Below are 20,093 nucleotides of genomic sequence, written 5' to 3' on the forward strand. Positions count from 1 at the left end.
TCTAGCTGGCCCTCGCGGCCTCTGACTTCACTCTCACCCATCGCCGTAACCAAGGACAGAATCATGAAGACTGACACCCACCCCACGTACGAAGCAGTGGTCTTCCGCGACCTCGCCTCCGGTGCGACCTTCCTCACCCGCTCGACCGTGTCGTCGTCGAAGACGATCGAGTGGGAGGACGGCAACACCTACCCCGTCATCGACGTCGAGATCTCGTCGGAGTCGCACCCGTTCTACACGGGTAAGCAGCGCATCATGGACTCGGCCGGCCGTGTCGAGAAGTTCAACAACCGCTACAAGGGCTTCGGCGGCGGCAGCAAGTAGGCTGCAGCTCCCAGAACGTCAGAACCCCCGTCGACTCCGGTCGGCGGGGGTTCTTCGTGCAGCGAGCGGGTGCGTGGCCCTGTGGGGCTCCGGATGCCCGGCGGCGCGCTCAGGGCTTGAGCGGCACCTCGGGCCAGCCGCGGCGCGCGGTGTAGGACGGGTCGCGGGTGCGGCGCATGTAGTCCTCGAAAGAGTCGCACTGGGCGTCGTGCCAGGCGATCTGCTGCTCGTGCAGCTCGTGCGGGGAGAGGTCGAGCTCGGCCGCGTAGCGCTCGCCGATCGCCCGGGCCACGAGGCCGGCCGCGATGGCGTCGGCTCCGGCGTCGTGGGCGTCGACGAGGGACACGCCGTAGTGCTCGGCCGCCGCGGTGAGCGTGCGCTTGCCCTTGCGATAGCGGTCGATCTGCTTGTCGACCACCAGCGGGTCGACGACGGGCAGCGGGCCCTCGAGCGGGGCGACGCCGTGCCGGAGCGACTCGCGGTGCAGCAGCGTCAGATCGTAGGGGGCGTTGTAGACGACGAGCGAGTAGCCGTCGTCGAACGCGGCTCGCAGTGCCGCGACGATCTCGCCGACGACCTCGGCCGCCGGGCGGCCCTCGGCGCGGGCGCGCTGGGTGGTGACGCCGTGCACGGCCGTGGCCTGCTCGGGGATCTCGACCCCGGGGTCGGCCAGCCAGTCGCGGCGGAGCGCCGGGGCGCCCGAGTCGTCGAGCAGGGTGACGTTCGCGGTGACCACGCGGCTGGTGTCGACGTCGATGCCGGTGGTCTCGAGGTCGAAGACGGCGAGCCGGGAAGCCCAGGCGGGCAGGAGCGGGGTGAGCCGCGCATCCGCTTCGACCGGAACGACCGGATCGACCAGGGTGTCGATCTCGAACAGGGGCACCTCGACGATGGTCATGCAGTCAGTCTGCACGCCACCACCGACACCCCGGGTGACCGACACCCGCGAGGCGCGAGTTGCTAGCGCAGCTCCTGCTGCTCCGGCGCCTGCCGCACGTGCAGCCAGTAGAACGCCTGCGTGCCGAACGTGAGCGTCACCGTGCCGTTCTCGTCGAAGGCCGGGAACTCGGCGCGCCCGAACAGGTCGAACAGCCGCCGGCCCGCGAACTGCGGCACCGTGATCGTCGCCGAGACCGGGTTGTGCGAGAAGCTGAAGACGCAGAGCACGTCTTCGGGCCCGTCGCCGAAGTAGTCGTTCGAGCCGGAGTAGGAGCGCACGAACGCGAGCACCGACTCGTGGTCGCTCTCGACGACCTCCATCGTGCCGAGGCCGAAGGTGGGGTGCGCCTTCCGCACGTGGATGACGTTGCGCACCCAGTGCAGCAGCGAGCGCGACTGTGCCAGCTGCGACTCGACGTTGACGAGCGTGTAGTTGTACACGAGCGACTGCACGACCGGCAGGTAGAGCTTGCCGGGGTCGGCGGTGGAGAAGCCCGCGTTGCGGTCGGGCGTCCACTGCATCGGCGTGCGGGAGGAGTCGCGGTCGGGCAGCCAGATGTTGTCGCCCATGCCGATCTCGTCGCCGTAGTAGAGGAACGGCGAACCCGGCAGGGCGAACAGCAGAGCGTGGGCCAGCTCGAGCTCGGCCCGCGAGTTGTCGAGCAGGGGAGCGAGCCGGCGCCGGATGCCGATGTTCGAGCGCATGCGCGGGTCGTAGGCGTACCAGCCGTACATCGCCTGCCGGTACTCCTCCGACACCATCTCGAGGGTGAGCTCGTCGTGGTTGCGCAGGAACACACCCCAGGCGGCGCCGTCGGGGATGTCGGTCGTCTCGCTGAGCACGCGGATCAGCTCGTCGGCCTTCTGTGACCGCAGCGAGTAGTAGATGCGGGGCATCACGGGGAAGTCGAAGGCCATGTGGCATTCGGGCTCCTCGTCGGTGCCGAAGAACGCGGCGACCTCGCGCGGCCACTGGTTGGCCTCGGCCACGAGCATGCGGCCCGGGTACTCGTTCTCCATCATCTCGCGCAGACGGGCGATGTACTCGTGCGTCTTGGGCTCGCCCTCGCCGTTGCCCTCCTCCGACTCGAAGAGGTAGGGGATGGCGTCGAGGCGCAGGCCGTCGACGCCCATGTCGAGCCAGAACCGGCAGATGTCGAAGACGGCCTCTTGCACGGCCGGGTTCTCGAAGTTGAGGTCGGGCTGGTGCGAGAAGAAGCGGTGCCAGAAGAACTGCCGGCGCACGGGGTCGAAGGTCCAGTTCGAGGTCTCGGTGTCGACGAAGATGATGCGGATGTTCTCGTACTTCTCGTCGGTGTCGCTCCAGACGTAGAAGTCGCCGAACGGGCCCTCCGGGTCCTCCCGGGACTGCTGGAACCACTCGTGCTGGTCGCTGGTGTGGTTCAGCGGGAAGTCCATGATGATGCGCATGTTGCGCTCGTGCGCCTTGGTGACGAGCTCGCGGAACTCCTCCACGGTGCCGTAGTCGGGCAGCACGGCCTTGAAGTCGGAGACGTCGTAGCCACCGTCGCGCAGCGGCGACTGGAAGAACGGCGGCAGCCAGAGCGCGTCGATGCCGAGCCACTGCAGGTAGTCGAGCTTCGAGATCAGGCCCGCGATGTCGCCGAAGCCGTCGCCGTTGGAGTCGACGAACGAGCGGATCATCACCTCGTAGAAGACCGATCGCTTGTACCACTCGGGGTCGAGGGCCAGTCCGGGCATCTGGATCGGGGCGGTGAAGCTCACGGGCGTCCTTTCGGCAGGGGGTGGCCGGCGCGGCCGGTCGTGCTCCGTACTGACGTTAGTCCAAAGCTCCGCGACCGAAAGGGCGAGGTCGGGGCGAGGTGCCAGGGTCGCGGTCGGGCCCGCGTCTATGCTGGTCCGGATGACCGTCGCCTCGCCCTTCGCCGAACAGCTCGCCCACCTGCCCGTCGCCGAGCGCAGCCTGCCTCTCGCCGGCGGGGTGACCCGGTTCTGGGAGTACGGGACGGGCGCGGACGACCCCGACGACCGACGTGACGCACCGACCCTGGTGATCGTGGTGCACGGCTACCGCGGCGACCACCACGGCCTCGAACCCGTGATCGCGCAGCTCGACCGGCCCGGCTACCGGATCGTCGCTCCCGACCTGCCGGGATTCGGGGTGTCGACGCCGATGGCGGCCACGCACGACCTCGACGGCTACGAGGCCTGGCTGCAGGAGTTCGCCGCGGCCGTGCGCGCCGAGTCGCCCTCGGCCCGCGTCGTGATCATCGGGCACTCCTTCGGCTCCATCCTGGTCTCCGCCGCCCTCGCCGGCGGGCTGGCGGTCGACGACGCCGTGCTGATCAACCCGATCGCGGCGCCGGCTCTGACGGGCCCCCGCGGGGTGATGACGCGGGTCGCGATCGGCTACTACCGGCTGGGCGCCGCCGTGCCCGAGCGGCTGGGCCACGTCATCCTGTCGAGCCCGGTGATGGTGCGGGTGATCAGCGTCACCATGGCCAAGACGAAAGACCGCGCGCTCCGGCGCTGGATCCACGACCAGCACGACCGCTACTTCAGCGCCTTCGCCAATCGCACGGTCGTGCTCGACGCCTTCCGCGCCTCGGTCAGCCACGACATCAGCGAGTACGCCTCCCGCATCACGGCGCCGACCCTGCTGATCGCCGCCGATCAGGACGACATCACGCCGCTCGCCGCCCAGCACCGCCTGGCCGAGCTGATTCCGGATGCGCGGCTGGTGGTGCTCGAGGGGGTGGGGCACCTCATCCACTACGAGCGCCCGGTGGAGGCCGGCGAGGCGATCGTGGCGTTCCTCGACCGCAGCGTCGACAGGCGCGGCGACACCGACGGAGCCGACGATGGGCGCAGCGACGACGGGCGCGGCGCATGAGGCTCGCGATCGACTGCCGCTACACCCGCATCGGCCGCCACGACGGCATCAGCCGCTACACCGCCGGCGTCGTCACCGCCCTGAAGGCCCTGAAAGACGCCGGAGACCCGGCCCTCGACGGCGTGCAGCTCGCGATGATCGTCAGCGACGAGCGCCAGCTCGAGATGCTCCCCGAACTGCCCTGGGCGAAGGTCTCCGGCCCCACCAGCGTGCTCGAGCCGCTCGTCGCCCTGCAGGTGAACCGCCTGCGCCCCGACGCCGTGATCAGCCCCATGCAGACCATGGGAACGCTCGGCCGCCGCTACCGCCTGGCGCTCACCGTGCACGACCTGATCTACTACTCCAATCCCGAGCCGCCCCACGACCTGCCGGGCTTCGTGCGGGTGCTCTGGCGCCTCTACCACAAGGCTTGGTGGCCGCAGCGGCTGCTGCTGAACCGGGCGGATGCGGTGGTCACCGTGAGCGAGACCACCCGCGCCCTGATCGCGCGGCACGAGCTCACGACGAAGCCCGTCGTGGTGGCGCGGAACGCGGCCGACCTGCCCCGCGCATCCCTCGCCGGCCGGTCCGCCGACGACGCCGAGGCGCGCTCGGCCACGAAGTCGTTGGTCTACATGGGCTCGTTCATGCCCTACAAGAACGTCGAGACGCTGGTGCGGGCCGCGGCGCTGCTGCCCGGGTACACCCTGCACCTGCTCAGTCGCTCGACGCCCGCCGACGAGGAGCGCCTACGCGCGATCGCGCCCGCGGCCCGGCTCGAGTTCCACGGCGGTGTCACCGACGAGGAGTACCACGCCCTGCTGCAGCGCTCGACCGCGCTGGTGACCGCCTCGCTCGACGAGGGTTTCGGCATCCCGCTCGTCGAGGCGATGGGACATGGCACCCCGGTGGTCGTCAGCGACATCGCGGTCTTCCGCGAGATCGGGGGAGAGGCCGCACTGTTCGCCCCGGCCGAGGACGCTCAGGCCTTCGCCGCCGCGATCACGAGCCTCGAAGACGCCGAGCGGTGGCGCGAGCGCTCGATCGCGTCCCGCGCCCAGGCCGAGACGTTCAGCTGGGAAGCGTCAGCGCGAGCTCTAGCGGAGCTCGCGACCGGATGGACGGGTCGAGCTCGGCGCCGTTGAACGTCGCCATCGACACCTCGCCGTTCTCGATCACGAAGTCGTGCGCCGAGCCGTTGGCGATCAGCTGCCCCTGCGCGGGCAGCTGCTTCTCGGTGATGTAGCGCACCAGCGACCCGATCACACCGCCGTGCGAGACCACGATCAGAGAGGCGTCCGGATGCTCGTCGGCCAGCGCCTGCAGCGCCGGAAGCACGCGGGCGACGACGGCCGAGCGCTTCTCCCGACCGGGCACCGGCGCCTCGCGATCGGGGAACCGGGCCTCGATCTCCGACGCGTTCAGCCCCTCGACCTCGCCGTAGCGGCGTTCGACCAGGGCGTCGACCAGCTCGATGTCGGGGATGCCGACGAACGACCCGATGATCTCGGCCGTCTCGCGGGCCCGGCTGAGGGGGCTCGCGACGATGCCGTCCCAGTGCCGCTCGGCGAGCACCCGCCCGGTCTCGCGGGCCTGCTCCCGCCCGGTGTCGTTGAGGGGGACGTCGGTGGCGCCCTGGATGCGGCGCTCGAGGTTCCAGTCGGTCTGCCCGTGGCGCACGAAGGTGAAGGTAGTCATCGGCACCAGTCTGCCATCCCGGCCGATGGCCTTCCGGCGTTCCGGCCCTCAGGCGGGTCGACTCCGGTCGGATGCCCGCCTCACGACGCGGCGAGCAACCCCTCGAGCGCGACCAGCGTCTCGGAGGCGCCCGCGTCGACCTTCACCGTGGCTCGGTTGTCGCCCTTCGTCACTCCCCGGTTGACGATCACGATCGGCAGCCGGCGCCGCCTGGCCTGCTCGAGCAGGCGGATGCCGGAGTTCACCACGAGCGACGAACCCGCGATCACCAGCGCCTCGGAGGCGGCGACGATGGCGCTCGCCTCGGCGAACTTCTCGGTGGGCACGAACTCGCCGAAGAACACCACGTCGGGTTTCAGCACCCCGCCGCAGACGGTGCACGAGGGCACGACGAAGGCCTCGTACTCGGCCACGTCGGCGTCGCCGTCGGGAGCGATCCGGATGAGCTCGGGTTCGGTCAGCTGCGGGTTCGCCGCCGCGATGCGCTCCGACACGCTCGCGCGGGCGAAGGTCTGACCGCAACGCAGGCAGTTCACGCGGTCCATCGAGCCGTGCAGGTCGACCAGCCGCTGCGTGCCCGCGCGAGCGTGCAGACCGTCGACGTTCTGCGTCACGACCCCGGTGGCGTGGCCGTTCTCCTCCAGCCGCGCGAGCGCCCGGTGGCCCTCGTTCGGCCGCGCGGCGTCGAACATGCGCCAGCCGAGGTGGCTGCCCGCCCAGTACCGCTTGCGGAACGAGGCGCTGCCGAGGAACTGGTCGAAAGTCATCGGGTTCCGCTGCGGCGCACCCTCGCCGCGGTAGTCGGGGATGCCCGAGTCGGTGCTCACCCCGGCCCCGGTGAGCACGGCGAAACGGCGGCCGCGCAGCACCTCGGCGGCCTCGGCGACGGCGGCCTCGACGGCCTCCGGGGTCGGGCGACCGGGCGGAGACGACACCAGCGGAACCATGGAACCTCCACGCCGGCGACGGACTCCGGCCTCTGCAGTCTAAACAACGGAGTTTTCGGGAATGTTTCCGCGACTGGCAGAGTGGATGGGAATCGGCTCAGCCGACCGATGGTTCCGCCGACAGAAAGGGCACCCGTGCCCGTCATCCCGATCGAGTCGCTCGACCGACCCGAGCTCGCCGACTACCGGGGGCTCACCGACGTGGCGATGCGCCGCCTGCTCGAACCCGCCGGCGGCCTCTACCTCGCCGAGTCGGGCAAGGTGATCGAGCGGGCCGTCGCGGCCGGTCACCGACCCCGCTCGGTGCTGCTGCAGCAGAAGTGGCTCGCCGACCTCGAGTGGATCGTCGAGCGCTTCCCCGAGGTGCCCGTGTTCGTGGCCGACGACGCCCTGCTCGAGCAGCTGACCGGTTTCGCCATGCACCGCGGCGCCCTCGCGGCCATGCACCGCCCCGTGCTGCCCGACCCGCGCACCCTGCTCCAGGATGCCCGCACCGTCGTCGTGCTCGAGGACATCGTCGACCACACCAACGTCGGCGCCGCCTTCCGCTCGGCCGCCGGGCTCGGCGCGGACGCCGTGCTGATCACCCCGCGCTGCGCCGACCCGCTCTACCGCCGGAGCGTGCGGGTGAGCATGGGCACCGTGCTGCAGGTGCCCTGGACCCGCATCGGGGAGTGGAGCGAGGCCGCCCCGCTGCTGCACGACGCCGGCTTCACCATCGCCGCGCTCGCCCTCGGCGACGACTCGATTCCGCTGCCGGAGTTCACCCGCGAGCTGCCCGAGCGGGTGGCGATCGTGCTGGGCACCGAGGGCGACGGTCTGAGCCGACGCGCCCTGGCCGCCGCCGACGTGAAGGTCGAGATCCCGATGCTGCACGGTGTCGACTCACTGAACGTCGCCGCCGCGAGCGCGGTGGCCTTGTACGCGGTGTCGGCTGCGAAGCACTAGTCTTTCGCACAACGTACCGAAGGAGGCCCGTCGTGGCAGACAACAGCGCCGTTTCGACCGAGGCCCCGACGCCGTCGGGGGGCAAGGGTCTCGCCGTCGGCAAGCTCGGACTCGTCGGCTCCACCGTGATCGGCCTGGCCTCCACGGCCCCGGTCTACTCCCTCGCCGCCACCATCGGCTTCGTGGTGCTCGCCGTCGGCGCCCAGGCGCCGATCGCGATGATCCTCGCGTTCATCCCGATGTTCCTCACCGCCTACGCCTACCGGGAGCTCAACCGCGCGGTGCCCGACTGCGGCACCGCGTTCACCTGGGTCACCAAGGCCTTCGGCCCGTGGACGGGCTGGCTCGCCGGCTGGGGTGTCGCGGTCGCCGGCATCATCGTGCTGGCGAATCTCGCCCAGATCGGCAGCAAGTACCTCTGGCTGCTCACCGACAACCCCGACCTCTACGAGAACGTGCCGCTCGTGACGGCCACCGGCGTGGTCTTCATCGGCGTGATGACGTTCGTCAGCGTGCGCGGTCTCGAGATCGGGGAGCGGCTGCAGAACATCCTGCTCGCCGTGCAGTACATCGCCCTCGCGCTGTTCGTGGTGCTCGCCCTCTGGGCCGTGTTCACCGGCACCGCGCCCGCCGGGTCGACCACCCCTCAGCTCGACTGGTTCAACCCCTTCGCGTTCACCTCGCTCTCGGGCTTCACCGAGGCCATCCTGCTCTGCCTCTTCATCTACTGGGGGTGGGACACCTGCCTCGCCCTGAACGAGGAGACCAAGGACCCGGCGCGCATCCCCGGCCGGGCCGCAGTGCTCTCGACGGTCATCCTGCTCGTCACCTACGTCTCGGTCACCGTCGCGGCCATGGCCTTCGCGGGTCTCGGCACCTCGGGCATCGGCCTCGGCAACGAGGGCAACTCGGAGGACGTCTTCCTCGCCCTGAAGGACGCCGTCTTCGGCCCCTGGGCGTGGCTGCTCGTGATCGCGGTGTGCGTCTCGGCGATCTCCTCGACGCAGACGACCATCCTGCCGACCGCCCGCGGCACCCTGGCGATGGCCACCTACAAGGCGCTGCCGGCCGCGTTCGGGCGCATCTCGCCGAAGTTCCAGACCCCCCGCTTCGCCACGATCTTCATGAGCGTGGTCGCCGTGACGTTCTACGTGGGCATGACCCTCGTGAGCGAGAACATCCTCGCCGACACGATCCTCTCGATCGGGCTGGCCATCGCGTTCTACTACGCGCTGACGAGCTACGCCTGCATCTGGTACTTCCGCACCGAGATCTTCACCTCAGCACGCAACTTCCTGTTCAAGGGGCTGTTCCCGCTGATCGGCGGGCTGATGCTGACGGCCGCGTTCATCCAGTCGGCCATCGACATGTACGACCCCGACTACGGCTACACGGTCATCTTCGACATCGGCGGCGTGTTCGTGGTGGGCATCGGTTCGCTCGCCCTGGGCGTGGTGCTCATGGTCGTGTGGGCGTTCTTCCCCCGGTCGAAGGACTTCTTCGCAGGCCGGAGCCTCAACCGTCAGACCGAGGTGCTCGTGCCCGACAGCGAGCAGCTCGTGCCGCGCTCGGTCGACGGCGGGTTGATGTAGCCCGGCCGCTCGGCCTGCGACCGGAGGCTGGGCGGCGCCCATCGGCGCGCTGGCTAGGATGACCGGGTGAGTCCCGCCAGCCCCGCCGTCTACCGACGCCGACGAATCGTCGTGGCGGTGGGTCTCGTGCTGCTCGCCCTGCTCGCCACCTACTTTCCGGTCGCGCTGCTCGGGCCCGTCCCGCAGGCCGCGGCCTCGGTTCAGGATGCTCCGCCGACCGTCACCCCGGCCACCGCCCTCACGACGCCCGGTGCGGGCACGAGCGCCATCGGTCTCGTCACCGACGGGCAGGCTCAGACCCTCGGCGGCAGCGGATCCACCGACTCCCTCCCCATCGCCAGCATCACCAAGACCATCACGGCCCTCGTCGTGCTCGACGCGAAGCCGCTCGATGACGGCAGCGGCGGCCCGTCGATCACGATGACCGACGCCGATCTGGCCATCCTGCAGGCCACCCAGGCCGAGAACGGCTCGTGGGCCTCGGTGTTCCCCGGCCAGGTGCTGAGCGAGCGCGAGGTGATCGAGATCATGCTGCTCGAGTCGGCCAACAACTACAGCGTGACGCTGACGAACTGGGCGTTCGGCGACACGGCCTCCTACCTCGCGGCGGCCACCGCCTGGCTCGCCGAGCACGGTCTCGGCGGGACGGCCGTCGTCGACACCTCAGGGCTGAACCCCGGCTCCCGCAGCACGACCGCCGATCTGCTCACGCTCGCGCGCCTGGTGCTGGCCGATCCCGTGCTGTCGAGCATCGTGGGCACCGCCTCGCTCGAGCTGCCCCAGCTCGGCACGGTCGAGAACACCAACGACCTGCTGGGCCTGAACGGCATCGACGGAGTGAAGACCGGCACCACCGACGAGGCCGGGTTCTGCCTGCTCTTCTCGGCCGATTACACGGTGGGGGAGACGACCGTGCAGATCGTCGGCGTCGTGCTCGGCGCGCCCGACGAGGACACGCTGCACGCCTCGGTGCTGGCGCTGCTGCAGAGCGCCGAGGCGGGCTTCCAGACCGTGCCGCTCGTGACGGCGGGCGACGTGGTGGGTTCGTACTCCACGCCGTGGGGGGCGAGCGCCGACATCGTGGCGGAGGAGTCGGTGAGCGCGACCGTGTGGTCGTCGGCGACCGTGACCCGCAGCGCCGAGGCGGGGGAGATCGGCTCGGGCGCATCCGGAACCGAGGTGGGCACCGCGCGGTACACCGTCGAGGGCGTCACGCTCGGCAGCGGGGAGTACACCGTGCCGCTCGGGCTCGCGGGCGAGCTCGACGGGCCCGACGTGGGGTGGAAGCTGGCGAACCCGTTCCGCTAGCGAGCGGGGGCGTCGTCGGTCGGTTCGGTCGGCTCCACCGGTTCGGCGGGCTCGATCGGTTCGGTGGGCTCGATCGGCTCGGTGGGCTCGGCGTACACCGGCGAGGGGATCGGCCGCTTCGCGGTGATGTCGTCACCGCTCGAGCGATGGGTGATGCGCCGGATGACCCAGGGCACGAAGTGCACCCGCGCCCAGACCAGGTCCTCGCTCCGGGCCTCCCGCCAGCTGCGTCCGACCAGGGGTTCCGGTTCGCCGGCCTGCAGACCGTTCTCGACGTTGAGCGTGCGGAGCACCATGCGGGCCACCTCGTGATGGCCCATCGGGTTCAGGTGCAGGCGGTCGGGCGACCAGAGCCGGGTGTCCTGGATCTCCTTCAGGCCCCACTGATCGGCGACGAGCAGGTCGTAGCGGTCGGCGATCACCCGCAGGTTCTCGTTGTAGATCGCGACCTTGCCCCGGATGCCGCGGAGCACGGGGGAGAAGCGGGTGTCGACGCCGGTGAAGATCACCACGGTGGCGTCGCTCGTGCGGAGCCGGCGGATGCCCTCCTCGAAGCGGGCGGCGATGTCGTCGGGATCGGTGCGCGGGCGCAGCACGTCGTTTCCACCGGCCGAGATGGTGATCAGGTCGGGCTTCAGCTCGAGCGCCGGTTCGAGCTGCTCGGCGAGGATCTGGTTCAACAGGCGGCCGCGGATGGCGAGGTTCGCGTAGGCGAAGTCGCCGTCGGCTGTGTCGGCCAGGGTCTCGGCGACCCGGTCGGCCCAGCCGCGGTAGCCCCCGGGGCTCGCCGGCTCGGGGTCGCCGATGCCTTCCGTGAAGGAGTCGCCGAGGGCGACGTAACGCCGCCAGGGGTGGTTCTCGGGCATCGGATGGGCCTCCTCACAACAGGTGTCGCCGCAACGACGTAGACACTCTAGACCCCCGTCCGGTGTCGGTGGAGGAGGGTAAAGTCGAACATCGTGACCAATCTGCCCCTCTTCGAACCGGCCCCCGGAACGAGCGCAGCCGGTCATCTCTCGCCGTCGTTCCCGGCCCGCGCCCCGTGGGGCACCGCGGGCCGCCTGCGCGCCTGGCAGGAGGAGGCGCTGACGCTCTACTTCGAGAAGGAGCCGCGCGACTTCCTCGCCGCGGCGACCCCCGGCGCCGGCAAGACGACGTTCGCGCTGCGCCTCGCCAGTGAGCTGCTGCACCGCCGCACCGTCGACCGCGTGATCGTGGTCGCCCCCACCGAGCACCTGAAGCGCCAGTGGGCCGACGCCGCCGATCGGGCCGGCGTGCGCCTGAACCCCGGCTTCCGCAACAGCGAATCGCGCTTCGGCCGGCACTTCCACGGCGTCGCCCTCACCTACGCCCAGGTCGCCGCGCGTCCGGCCCTGCACCGCGAGCTCACCGAGGGCGCGAACACGCTCGTCATCCTCGACGAGGTGCATCACGGCGGCGACGCGCTCAGCTGGGGCGACGCGGTGCGCGAGGCGTTCGCGCCGGCGACGCGGCGGCTCGCCCTCACGGGAACACCCTTCCGCTCCGACACGGCCCCCATCCCGTTCGTGGAGTATCTGCCCGACGAGCACGGCATCCGCCTCTCGCGCAGCGACTACAGCTACGGCTACGGGCGCGCCCTGAAAGACGGGGTCGTGCGCCCGGTGCTCTTCATGGTCTACGCGGGCCACATGCGCTGGCGCACCAAGGCCGGCGACGAGATGGAGGCGCGGCTCGGCGAGGGCAACACCAAAGACATCACCTCCCAGGCCTGGCGCACGGCGCTCGATCCGAACGGGGAGTGGATCCCGCAGGTGCTGGGGGCCGCCGACAAGCGGCTGACCGAGGTGCGCCAGGGCATTCCGGATGCGGGCGGCCTCGTGATCGCGACCGACCAGACGGTGGCGCGGGCCTACGCCGCGATCCTCGAGCAGATCTCGGGGCAGCCGGTCACCGTGGTGCTCTCCGACGAGAAGGAGGCCTCCGACCGCATCGAGCAGTTCTCGAAGAGTGACCGGCGGTGGATGGTGGCGGTCCGCATGGTGTCCGAGGGTGTCGACGTGCCGCGGCTCGCCGTGGGCGTCTACGCCACGAGCGCCTCGACCCCGTTGTTCTTCGCCCAGGCTGTCGGTCGCTTCGTGCGGGCCCGCCGGCGCGGCGAGACGGCGTCGATCTTCCTGCCGAACGTGCCGTCGCTGATGGCTCTGGCCGAGAAGCTCGAGCTCGAGCGCGACCACGCGCTCGACAAGCGCGACGACGGCGAGAACCCCGAGGGCGACTTCTATAACCCCGAAGACGCCATGGTGGCCGAGGCCAACCGCAGCGAGAAGGCGTCGGAGGGACTGCTCGAGGAGTACAGCTTCCAGGCCATCAGCTCGGGGGCGACCTTCGACCGGGTGGTCTACGACGGGGGCGAGTTCGGCTTCGAAGCCGTGGTCGGCAGCGAGGAGGAGCTCGACTTCCTCGGGCTCCCCGGCCTCCTCGAGCCCGAGCAGGTGCGCGATCTGCTGCAGCACCGCCAGGCGCGCCAGCAGAAACACGCCAAGACCGGGCAGCCCAAGGCCGACACGCCCGATCAAGGGGGTGTGCCCGCACCCCTGTACCGCACGCTCAAGGAGCAGCGGAGCCTGCTGAACTCGCTCGTCGGCATCTGGGCCAAGCAATCGAACGAGCCGCACGGCCTGATCCACGCGGAGCTCCGCCGCATCTGCGGCGGCCCGGCGGTGGCCCAGGCGAGCGTGACCCAGCTGCAGGCCCGCATCGTCACGGTGCGCAAGTGGATGGGCGCCGCCAACCACTGAGCGGTCTGGGCGCGCCCGAACGTGGGGTACCCGGCGCGTCGCCGCCCGGCGCTCGGCGTGCCACTATGGCGGGATGACAGAGACCGTCCCCTCGAAGGAGCGCACCTTCTTCGGCCAGCCCTTCTCGCTCGTGCACGTCTTCGGCGTCGAGATGTGGGAGCGGTTCTCGTTCTACGGCATGCAGGGCATCCTGCTGCTGTACATGTTCTACACGGTCGCCGAAGGCGGCCTCGACATCCCCAAGACCGTCGCCGTGGGCATCATCGGCGCCTACGGCGGGTCGGTCTACCTCGCCACGATCCTCGGCGCGTGGGTGGCCGACCGGCTGCTCGGCTCGGAGCGCACGCTGTTCTTCAGCGCCATCGTCGTGATGGCGGGGCACATCGCGCTCTCGCTGCTGCCGGGGGTCATCGGGCTCGGCTCCGGGCTCATCCTGATCGCCCTGGGCTCGGGGGGAGTGAAGGCGAACGCCACCTCGGTGGTGGGCACGCTCTACTCGGAGGAGGACCCGCGCCGGGACGCCGGCTTCTCGATCTTCTACCTCGGCATCAACCTCGGCGCGTTCTTCGGCCCGCTGCTGACGGGACTCCTGCAGAGCACCGTGGGCTTCCACTGGGGCTTCGGACTCGCCGCCATGGGCATGGCGATCGGGCTGACCCAGTACGCCTTCGGCCGCCGCTCGCTGCCGGCCGAGGCCAAGGAGGTGCCGAACCCGCTGCCCACGGCGACCCGGGTGCGCATGGCGCTGATCGCGGTGGCTGCGATCGTGCTCGTCGTCGTGCTGGTGCTGGTGGGCCTGCTCACCGCCGACAACCTCGCCACCGCGGTCGCGCTCGTCACCCTCGCGGCCTCGATCGCCTACTTCGTGGTCATCCTGTCGAGCTCGCGCATCAGCGGCACCGAGCGCGAGCGCGTGGTGTCGTTCATCCCGATGTTCGTCACCAGTGTGGCGTTCTGGGCGCTGTACCAGCAGCAGTTCACCGTCGTCACGATCTACGCCAACGACCGTCTCGACCTGAACCTGTTCGGCTGGTCGATGCCGGTGGCCTGGGTGCAGTCGATCAACCCGATCTTCATCATCGTGCTGTCGGGCGTGTTCGCCGCGATCTGGACGAAGCTCGGTTCGAAGCAGCCCCCGACGCCCATCAAGTTCGCGGCGGCGGCGATCGTGATGGGCCTCGCGTTCCTGCTGTTCATCCCGTTCTCGGGCACCGGCGCGCACGGCACGCCGCTGATCGCCCTCGTCGGCATCCTGTTCGTCTTCACCGTCGCCGAGCTGCTGCTCTCACCCGTGGGGCTGGCCCTGTCGACGCGGCTCGCGCCGAAGGTGTTCCGCACGCAGATGGTGGCGCTGTTCTTCCTGTCGATCGCGCTCGGCACGGCGCTGTCGGGCATCCTGGCGAAGCTGTACGACGAGAACGACGAGCTGCCCTACTTCGGCATCTCGGGCCTCGTCGCCATCGTCGTGGGTGTGCTGCTCGTGGTCGCCACGCCGTGGGTGCGGAAGCTCATGGTCGGCGTGCGCTGACGCCGCGGAGCGGGTAGGCGGCTGTCGGGACTCGGCTGCCGGGACCCGGCTGCCGGCTCAGGCGCCGCCGAAGCGTTCGGTGCGGATCGTCATGGGGTCGACGCCCGTGGCCACCAGGGCGTCGGAGGCCAGCTCCACGAAGCGCGTGGGGCCGCAGATGTACGTCGAGGTGTCTGGCGCGTCGCCCGCGGCCCAGGCGGTGATGCGGGCGGCGTCGATGCGGCCGAGCGTGCCCGTCCAGCCCTGGGGGGCGTGCCGCGTGTACTGGAGCGTCACCTCAGCCTTCGCGGCCTCCGTGAGCTCGGCCAGCTCGTCGCGGAAGTAGACGAACTCCGGGCTCCGCACCGAGTAGAGCAGCTTCACCGGGGCGGTGTTGCCCGACGCGATGTGGGTGCGCAGGATCGAGACGAGGGGAGCGACGCCCGAGCCTCCGCCGATCATCCGGATCGGTTCGGTCTGCTCGGTACGCCAGACGAACCAGCCGCCGAGCGGGCCGATGACCTCGAGCTGGTCGCCGACGGACACCCCGCGCACGAGGTAGGGCGAGACCTCGCCGTCGGGCATCAGCTCGACGCTGACGGCGACGACCGGATCACCGGCCGCCGACGACAGCGAGTACGAGCGGGCGGCCTGGTAGCCGTCGGGGGCCGTGAGGCGGATGTCGATGTGCTGCCCCGCCAGGGCGCCCTTCCAGTCGGGCACGCGCAGCATCAGCGTGCGCGCGGTCGGGGTCTCTTCTCGGATTCCGACGACGTCGGCTACGGCCCAGTTCACCCTAGGAATCGTAGTAGTAGCGCTCTTCCTTCCAGGGGTCGCCGTAGGCGTGGTAGCCGTTGACCTCCCAGAAGCCGAGCTCTTCGGTGTCGTGCAGGGTGATGCCGTTGACCCACTTCGCGCTCTTCCAGAAGTAGAGGTGCGGCACCAGCAGCCGGGCCGGCCCGCCGTGCTCGGGGTCGAGGGGCTCGCCGCCGAACTCGAACGCCACCCAGGCCTTGCCGTCGAGGAGGTCCTCCAGGGGCACGTTCGTGGTGTAGCCGCCGAAGGAGTGCGCCATGGTGTACCCGGCGCTCGTCTCGACGTTCTCGAACAGCGTGTCGAGCGAGACGCCGCGCCAGGTGGTGTCGAACTTCGACCAGCGCGTGACGCAGTGGATGTCGGTGTCGACCGTCTCGGTCGGCAACGTCATGAACTCGTCCCAGGTCCAGCTGGTCTTCTCGCCCGACTCGTTCGTGATCGTGAACGACCACTCGCCCTGGTGGATGTTCGGGGTGGGTCCCGCGGACAGGACGGGGAAGTCCTTCGTCTCGTACTGCCCGGGCGGCAGCTTGGGGTCGGCCTCCCGCTGCTTGCCGAAGAATCCCGGCGTGATGATGCCCATGGTGGCTCCTCTCGTCTGCTGGCTACGAGCCTAGGGGCTCAGCGCTCGCGCGACTCCGACATATCGTGAACGGATGTGCGTTGACGAGAGAAGGCCCGGTCTTTCGACCGGGCCTTCAGTACTGTCTCAACCAGTTCTGTGTTTTACACGGTGTCCGAGGGGGGACTTGAACCCCCACGCCCTATACGGGCACTAGCACCTCAAGCTAGCGCGTCTGCCATTTCCGCCACCCGGACAGGTGGTGGCTTTCCGGATCTCTCCGGCGCCAAGGAAAGACATTAGCACGGATGCCGGTAGCGTTTGACCATGCTCGATCTGACGACGACCATCGCCCGCGACCTGATCCGATTCGACACCTCGAACTTCGGCGAGGGTCGGTCCCACGGCGAGACGGAGGCGGCCGAGTACCTGGCGGCCCATCTCGAACGGCTGGGGCTCACGGTGCAGTCCTTCGACGCCGCGCCCCGCCGCACGAGCATCGTCACGCGGGTCGAGGGGCGGGACCGGTCCAAGCCCGCGCTCGTGGTGCACGGCCACACCGACGTCGTGCCGGCGATCGCCGCCGACTGGTCGGTCGACCCGTTCGGCGGGGTCGTGAAGGACGGGATGCTGTGGGGCCGCGGAGCCGTCGACATGAAGAACATGGACGCGATGATCGTGACGGCGCTGGATCGCATCCTGGGTTCGGGGCGACAGCCCGAGCGCGACCTCGTGGTGGCGTTCTTCGCCGACGAGGAGGCCGGGGGAGTGCTCGGGTCGGGCTACCTGGTGCGCGAGCATCCGGAGCTCTTCGCCGGCGCGACCGAGGCCATCAGCGAGGTCGGCGGCTACTCGATCGACCTCGACGGCAAGCGTGCCTACCTCGTGCAGACGGGCGAGAAGGCCCTGATCTGGATGACGCTCGTCGCCCGCGGCACCGCCGGCCACGGCTCGCAGGTGAACGGCGAGAACGCCGTGACGCGCCTCGCCCGCGCCGTCGCGGCGATCGGCGGACGCGAGTGGCCGCTGCACCTGACCGCGACCACCCGGCAGCTGCTCGATCGCGTGGCCGAGCTGCTCGGCAGCCGGGCGCAGAACCTCAGCCCCGACGAGATCGCCATCGCCACCGGCACGGCCTCGCGGTTCATCTCGGCGACGCTGCGCACCACGGCGAATCCGACGGGGCTGACCGCGGGCTACAAGCACAATGTCATCCCCGACCGGGCCGAGGCGATGATCGACGTGCGCGTGCTGCCCGGTGAGGAGGACGCCGTGCTGGCCGAGATCCAGGAGCTGGTCGGGCCCGACATCGAGATCCTCATCTCGCACCGCGACATCGGGCTCGAGACGAGCTTCGACGGCGAGCTCGTCGACGCCATGGTCGGCTCGCTGCAGCGGCACGACCCCGGGGCCGAGGTGCTGCCGTACCTGCTCTCGGGCGGCACCGACAACAAGGCGCTGAGCCTGCTCGGCATCCGCGGCTTCGGCTTCGCGCCGCTGCAGCTGCCCGCGAGCCTCGACTTCCCGGCGATGTTCCACGGGGTGGACGAGCGGGTGCCGCTCGACGCGCTAGGGTTTGGCGCAGACGTTCTGACCGATCTCTTGCTGCGGTACTGATCCGCGAGACCACACCACCTCAAAGGGAGACATGGACTTTCTCAACGCCGTCATCCTCGGCTTCGTGCAGGGGCTGACCGAATTCCTCCCCATCTCCTCGAGCGCCCACCTGCGCATCCTGGGGGAGTTCCTGCCCGGGGCGAAGGACCCGGGAGCGGCGTTCACCGCCATCACGCAGCTCGGCACCGAGACCGCCGTGCTGGTGTTCTTCTGGCGCGACATCACGCGCATCGTCTCGCGCTGGGCCAAGTCGCTCGTGGGGCGCGTGCCGCGCAACGACCCCGACGCGCGGATGGGCTGGCTGATCATCATCGGCTCGCTGCCGATCATCGTGCTCGGCCTGCTCTTCCAGGACGCCATCGAGACCACGCTGCGCTCGCTCTGGATCGTCGCCGTGATGCTCATCGTCTTCGGCATCCTGCTCGGCGTCGCCGACTACGTGGGGGCCAAGCGCCGGCGCCTGAAAGACCTCACCGTGCCGCACGGCGTGATCTTCGGCTTCGCCCAGGCGCTCGCCTTGATCCCCGGCGTCTCGCGCTCGGGCGGCACCATCACGGCCGGGCTCTTCATGGGCTACGAGCGCCGGGCGGCCGCACGCTACTCGTTCCTGCTCGCCATCCCGGCGGTGTTCGGCAGCGGGCTCTACCAGGTCTACAAGTCGATCGGCGAGCCGAGCGTGTACGGGCCGGTCGAGACCCTCGTGGCCACCGTGATCGCGTTCGTGGTGGGCCTCGTCGTGATCGCGTTCTTCATGAGCTACATCTCCAAGCGCAGCTTCCTGCCCTTCGTGATCTACCGCATCGCCCTCGGCCTCGTGCTGATCGTGCTGCTCTCGGCGGGCCTCATCGCGGCCTGACCGCCCCGCGGCGGGTGACGGGCGACGGATGCCCGTCCCGGACCACCTAGGCTGGATCGGTGCGTTCCTGGACCCGACCCGTCATCCCCGCCCTGCCCGGCCGCGGCACCCCGCCGCGACTGCACGACGACGCGAGCGGACGGTTCCTCGACAGCGCCGACCCCGAGGCCCGGGCGACGCTCTACGTCTGCGGCATCACGCCCTACGACGCCACGCACATCGGTCACGCGGCCACCTACCTGGCCTTCGACACGCTGCTGCGCAGCTGGCTCGACGCGGGGCTCGAGACGGCCTACACGCAGAACATCACCGACGTCGACGACCCGTTGCTCGAGCGGGCCGCCGCCACCGGGGTCGACTGGCGTGAGCTGGCGGCGAGCCAGATCGAGCTGTTCCGCACCGACATGGCCGCCCTCGGCGTCGTGCCGCCCGACGACTACGTCGGGGTCACCGAGACGATCGAGAGCATCGCGCGCGCCGTCGACGAGCTGCGCTCCCGCGGCATCGCGTACGCGGTGCCGACGCCCGACGCCCTCTCGCCCGGGGCCACGGACTGGTACTTCGACATCGCCGCCGCCGAGCGGGCCACGCCCTGGGTGCTCGGCTCGGAGAGCGGGCTCGACCGGGCGACCATGAGCCGGCTGTTCGCCGAGCGCGGGGGAGACCCCGACCGGCCCGGGAAGCGCGATCCGCTCGACCCGCTGCTCTGGCGGGTGGAGCGGGCGGGCGAGCCCGCGTGGGACACCCCCTTCGAGCTGGTCGGCCGTGGGCGACCCGGATGGCACATCGAGTGCTCGGTGATCGCGCGCGAGACCCTCGGCGACACGATCTGCGTGCAGGGCGGCGGCGGCGACCTCGTCTTCCCGCACCACGAGTTCAGCGCGGCGCACGCCACGGCGCTCACCGACGAGCGCTTCGCACGGGTCAACGCGCACGGCGGGCTGGTGGCGTTCGACGGCGAGAAGATGTCGAAGTCGCTCGGCAACCTCGTGCTGGTGTCGGAGCTTCGTGCGGCGGGCGTGGAGCCGGCCGCAGTGCGGCTGGCGGTGCTCGCGCATCCGTACCGCGACGACTGGGAGTGGCACCGCGGCGACGAGCTGCTCGCCGCGGAGCGCCTGGCCGGCTGGCGGGCGGCCGCCGCGCGCGATGCCGACGAGGCCCCCGGGGGCGACGCCGACGAGGCGCTGCCGCTGCTCGAGCGCGTGCGGGCGCGCCTGCACGACGACCTCGACACCCCCGGCGCCCTGGAGGCGTTCGACACCTGGTTCGACGAGCCGCACCCGGCGGCGGCCACCGCCCTCGCGGCCGACACCCTCGACGCCCTGCTGGGCATCCGCCTCTAGGC

General features: G+C 70.4%; 18 protein-coding genes and 1 tRNA gene. 11 read left to right on the forward strand and 8 right to left on the reverse strand.

The window, feature by feature from the left end; translation table 11 throughout:
• The first annotated feature begins 63 nt into the window (after positions 1-63).
• Positions 64-324, forward strand: coding sequence for a type B 50S ribosomal protein L31 (locus tag NVV95_RS00840; RefSeq protein ID WP_173180965.1), 261 nt, complete (start codon positions 64-66; stop codon positions 322-324).
• A 109-nt stretch (positions 325-433) separates the two neighbouring features.
• Here the strand turns inward: NVV95_RS00840 and NVV95_RS00845 are convergent, their stop codons facing one another.
• Both NVV95_RS00845 and treS read right to left on the reverse strand, forming a co-directional pair.
• Entirely contained in the window at positions 434-1,222 is a 789-nt protein-coding gene (locus NVV95_RS00845) for an exonuclease domain-containing protein (protein WP_259484643.1), read from the reverse strand.
• Positions 1,223-1,284: 62 nt separating this feature from the next.
• Positions 1,285-3,009, reverse strand: a complete 1,725-nt coding sequence (gene treS / locus NVV95_RS00850; RefSeq protein WP_259484644.1) for a maltose alpha-D-glucosyltransferase — start codon at positions 3,007-3,009, stop codon at positions 1,285-1,287.
• 139 nt (positions 3,010-3,148) lie between these two features.
• Between treS and NVV95_RS00855 the strand changes: the two genes are divergently transcribed.
• Both NVV95_RS00855 and NVV95_RS00860 read left to right on the forward strand, forming a co-directional pair.
• The gene (locus NVV95_RS00855) at positions 3,149-4,138 is read left to right on the forward strand and encodes an alpha/beta fold hydrolase (protein ID WP_259484645.1); all 990 of its coding nucleotides are present in this window, start codon (positions 3,149-3,151) and stop codon (positions 4,136-4,138) included.
• On the forward strand, positions 4,135-5,262 hold the full coding sequence (locus tag NVV95_RS00860; protein WP_259484646.1) for a glycosyltransferase family 4 protein: 1,128 nt from the start codon (positions 4,135-4,137) through the stop codon (positions 5,260-5,262). Before NVV95_RS00855 ends, NVV95_RS00860 begins: the two co-directional genes overlap by 4 nt.
• On the opposite strand, the gene NVV95_RS00865 is transcribed toward NVV95_RS00860, so the two are convergent.
• The gene (locus NVV95_RS00865) at positions 5,189-5,815 is read right to left on the reverse strand and encodes a histidine phosphatase family protein (RefSeq protein WP_259484647.1); all 627 of its coding nucleotides are present in this window, start codon (positions 5,813-5,815) and stop codon (positions 5,189-5,191) included. The genes NVV95_RS00860 and NVV95_RS00865 overlap by 74 nt on opposite strands.
• A gap of 80 nt (positions 5,816-5,895) precedes the next feature.
• Positions 5,896-6,762, reverse strand: a complete 867-nt coding sequence (locus tag NVV95_RS00870; RefSeq protein WP_259484648.1) for an NAD-dependent protein deacetylase — start codon at positions 6,760-6,762, stop codon at positions 5,896-5,898.
• A 135-nt stretch (positions 6,763-6,897) separates the two neighbouring features.
• Between NVV95_RS00870 and NVV95_RS00875 the strand changes: the two genes are divergently transcribed.
• From NVV95_RS00875 to NVV95_RS00885, 3 genes are all read left to right on the forward strand, one after another.
• A complete protein-coding gene (locus NVV95_RS00875; protein WP_259484649.1) occupies positions 6,898-7,710 on the forward strand; it encodes a TrmH family RNA methyltransferase in 813 nt (270 codons plus the stop codon).
• Between the two features lie 32 nt (positions 7,711-7,742).
• Complete coding sequence (locus NVV95_RS00880) at positions 7,743-9,302, forward strand: APC family permease (protein WP_259484650.1); 1,560 nt, start codon at positions 7,743-7,745, stop codon at positions 9,300-9,302.
• A gap of 66 nt (positions 9,303-9,368) precedes the next feature.
• Positions 9,369-10,610 (forward strand): D-alanyl-D-alanine carboxypeptidase family protein, encoded by a 1,242-nt coding sequence (locus tag NVV95_RS00885; protein WP_259484651.1) that lies wholly within the window; start codon positions 9,369-9,371, stop codon positions 10,608-10,610.
• Here the strand turns inward: NVV95_RS00885 and NVV95_RS00890 are convergent.
• Entirely contained in the window at positions 10,607-11,476 is an 870-nt protein-coding gene (locus NVV95_RS00890; RefSeq protein WP_259484652.1) for an SGNH/GDSL hydrolase family protein, read from the reverse strand. The genes NVV95_RS00885 and NVV95_RS00890 overlap by 4 nt on opposite strands.
• 93 nt (positions 11,477-11,569) lie before the next feature.
• On the opposite strand from NVV95_RS00890, the gene NVV95_RS00895 reads away from it, so the two are divergent.
• Both NVV95_RS00895 and NVV95_RS00900 read left to right on the forward strand, forming a co-directional pair.
• Entirely contained in the window at positions 11,570-13,390 is a 1,821-nt protein-coding gene (locus NVV95_RS00895; RefSeq protein ID WP_259484653.1) for a DEAD/DEAH box helicase, read from the forward strand.
• 73 nt (positions 13,391-13,463) lie between these two features.
• Positions 13,464-14,918, forward strand: coding sequence for a peptide MFS transporter (locus NVV95_RS00900; protein ID WP_259484654.1), 1,455 nt, complete (start codon positions 13,464-13,466; stop codon positions 14,916-14,918).
• A 57-nt stretch (positions 14,919-14,975) separates the two neighbouring features.
• Here NVV95_RS00900 and NVV95_RS00905 read toward each other — a convergent pair whose 3' ends face one another.
• The 3 genes from NVV95_RS00905 to NVV95_RS00915 form a co-directional block, all read right to left on the reverse strand.
• Positions 14,976-15,692, reverse strand: a complete 717-nt coding sequence (locus NVV95_RS00905; protein WP_259484655.1) for a ferredoxin reductase — start codon at positions 15,690-15,692, stop codon at positions 14,976-14,978.
• Position 15,693: 1 nt separating this feature from the next.
• A complete protein-coding gene (locus tag NVV95_RS00910; RefSeq protein WP_259484656.1) occupies positions 15,694-16,296 on the reverse strand; it encodes a sulfite oxidase-like oxidoreductase in 603 nt (200 codons plus the stop codon).
• Between the two features lie 151 nt (positions 16,297-16,447).
• Positions 16,448-16,532 (reverse strand) — tRNA-Leu (locus tag NVV95_RS00915).
• A gap of 70 nt (positions 16,533-16,602) precedes the next feature.
• On the opposite strand from NVV95_RS00915, the gene NVV95_RS00920 reads away from it, so the two are divergent.
• The 3 genes from NVV95_RS00920 to mshC are packed head-to-tail and all read left to right on the forward strand — an operon-like array spanning position 16,603 to position 20,091.
• Positions 16,603-17,892: a M20/M25/M40 family metallo-hydrolase gene (locus NVV95_RS00920; RefSeq protein ID WP_259484657.1), complete on the forward strand. Its 1,290-nt coding sequence runs from the start codon at positions 16,603-16,605 to the stop codon at positions 17,890-17,892.
• Positions 17,893-17,923: 31 nt separating this feature from the next.
• Positions 17,924-18,748: an undecaprenyl-diphosphate phosphatase gene (locus tag NVV95_RS00925; RefSeq protein ID WP_259484658.1), complete on the forward strand. Its 825-nt coding sequence runs from the start codon at positions 17,924-17,926 to the stop codon at positions 18,746-18,748.
• 59 nt (positions 18,749-18,807) lie between these two features.
• A complete protein-coding gene (mshC, locus tag NVV95_RS00930; protein WP_259484659.1) occupies positions 18,808-20,091 on the forward strand; it encodes a cysteine--1-D-myo-inosityl 2-amino-2-deoxy-alpha-D-glucopyranoside ligase in 1,284 nt (427 codons plus the stop codon).
• Positions 20,092-20,093 lie beyond the last annotated feature (2 nt).

Origin of the sequence: Herbiconiux gentiana (assembly GCF_024978135.1) — a bacterium.
GTDB classification, from domain to species: Bacteria; Actinomycetota; Actinomycetes; order Actinomycetales; family Microbacteriaceae; genus Herbiconiux; species Herbiconiux gentiana.

Excerpts from the sequence above, each read along its gene's own strand:
- NVV95_RS00840 (WP_173180965.1), top strand. The coding sequence starts at position 64 with ATGAAGACTGACACCCACCCCACGTACGAAGCAGTGGTCTTCCGCGAC.
- NVV95_RS00845 (WP_259484643.1), bottom strand. The coding sequence starts at position 1,222 with ATGACCATCGTCGAGGTGCCCCTGTTCGAGATCGACACCCTGGTCGAT.
- NVV95_RS00855 (WP_259484645.1), top strand. The coding sequence starts at position 3,149 with ATGACCGTCGCCTCGCCCTTCGCCGAACAGCTCGCCCACCTGCCCGTC.
- NVV95_RS00860 (WP_259484646.1), top strand. The coding sequence starts at position 4,135 with ATGAGGCTCGCGATCGACTGCCGCTACACCCGCATCGGCCGCCACGAC.
- NVV95_RS00865 (WP_259484647.1), bottom strand. The coding sequence starts at position 5,815 with ATGACTACCTTCACCTTCGTGCGCCACGGGCAGACCGACTGGAACCTC.
- NVV95_RS00870 (WP_259484648.1), bottom strand. The coding sequence starts at position 6,762 with ATGGTTCCGCTGGTGTCGTCTCCGCCCGGTCGCCCGACCCCGGAGGCC.
- NVV95_RS00890 (WP_259484652.1), bottom strand. The coding sequence starts at position 11,476 with ATGCCCGAGAACCACCCCTGGCGGCGTTACGTCGCCCTCGGCGACTCC.
- NVV95_RS00900 (WP_259484654.1), top strand. The coding sequence starts at position 13,464 with ATGACAGAGACCGTCCCCTCGAAGGAGCGCACCTTCTTCGGCCAGCCC.
- NVV95_RS00910 (WP_259484656.1), bottom strand. The coding sequence starts at position 16,296 with ATGGGCATCATCACGCCGGGATTCTTCGGCAAGCAGCGGGAGGCCGAC.
- NVV95_RS00920 (WP_259484657.1), top strand. The coding sequence starts at position 16,603 with ATGCTCGATCTGACGACGACCATCGCCCGCGACCTGATCCGATTCGAC.
- NVV95_RS00925 (WP_259484658.1), top strand. The coding sequence starts at position 17,924 with ATGGACTTTCTCAACGCCGTCATCCTCGGCTTCGTGCAGGGGCTGACC.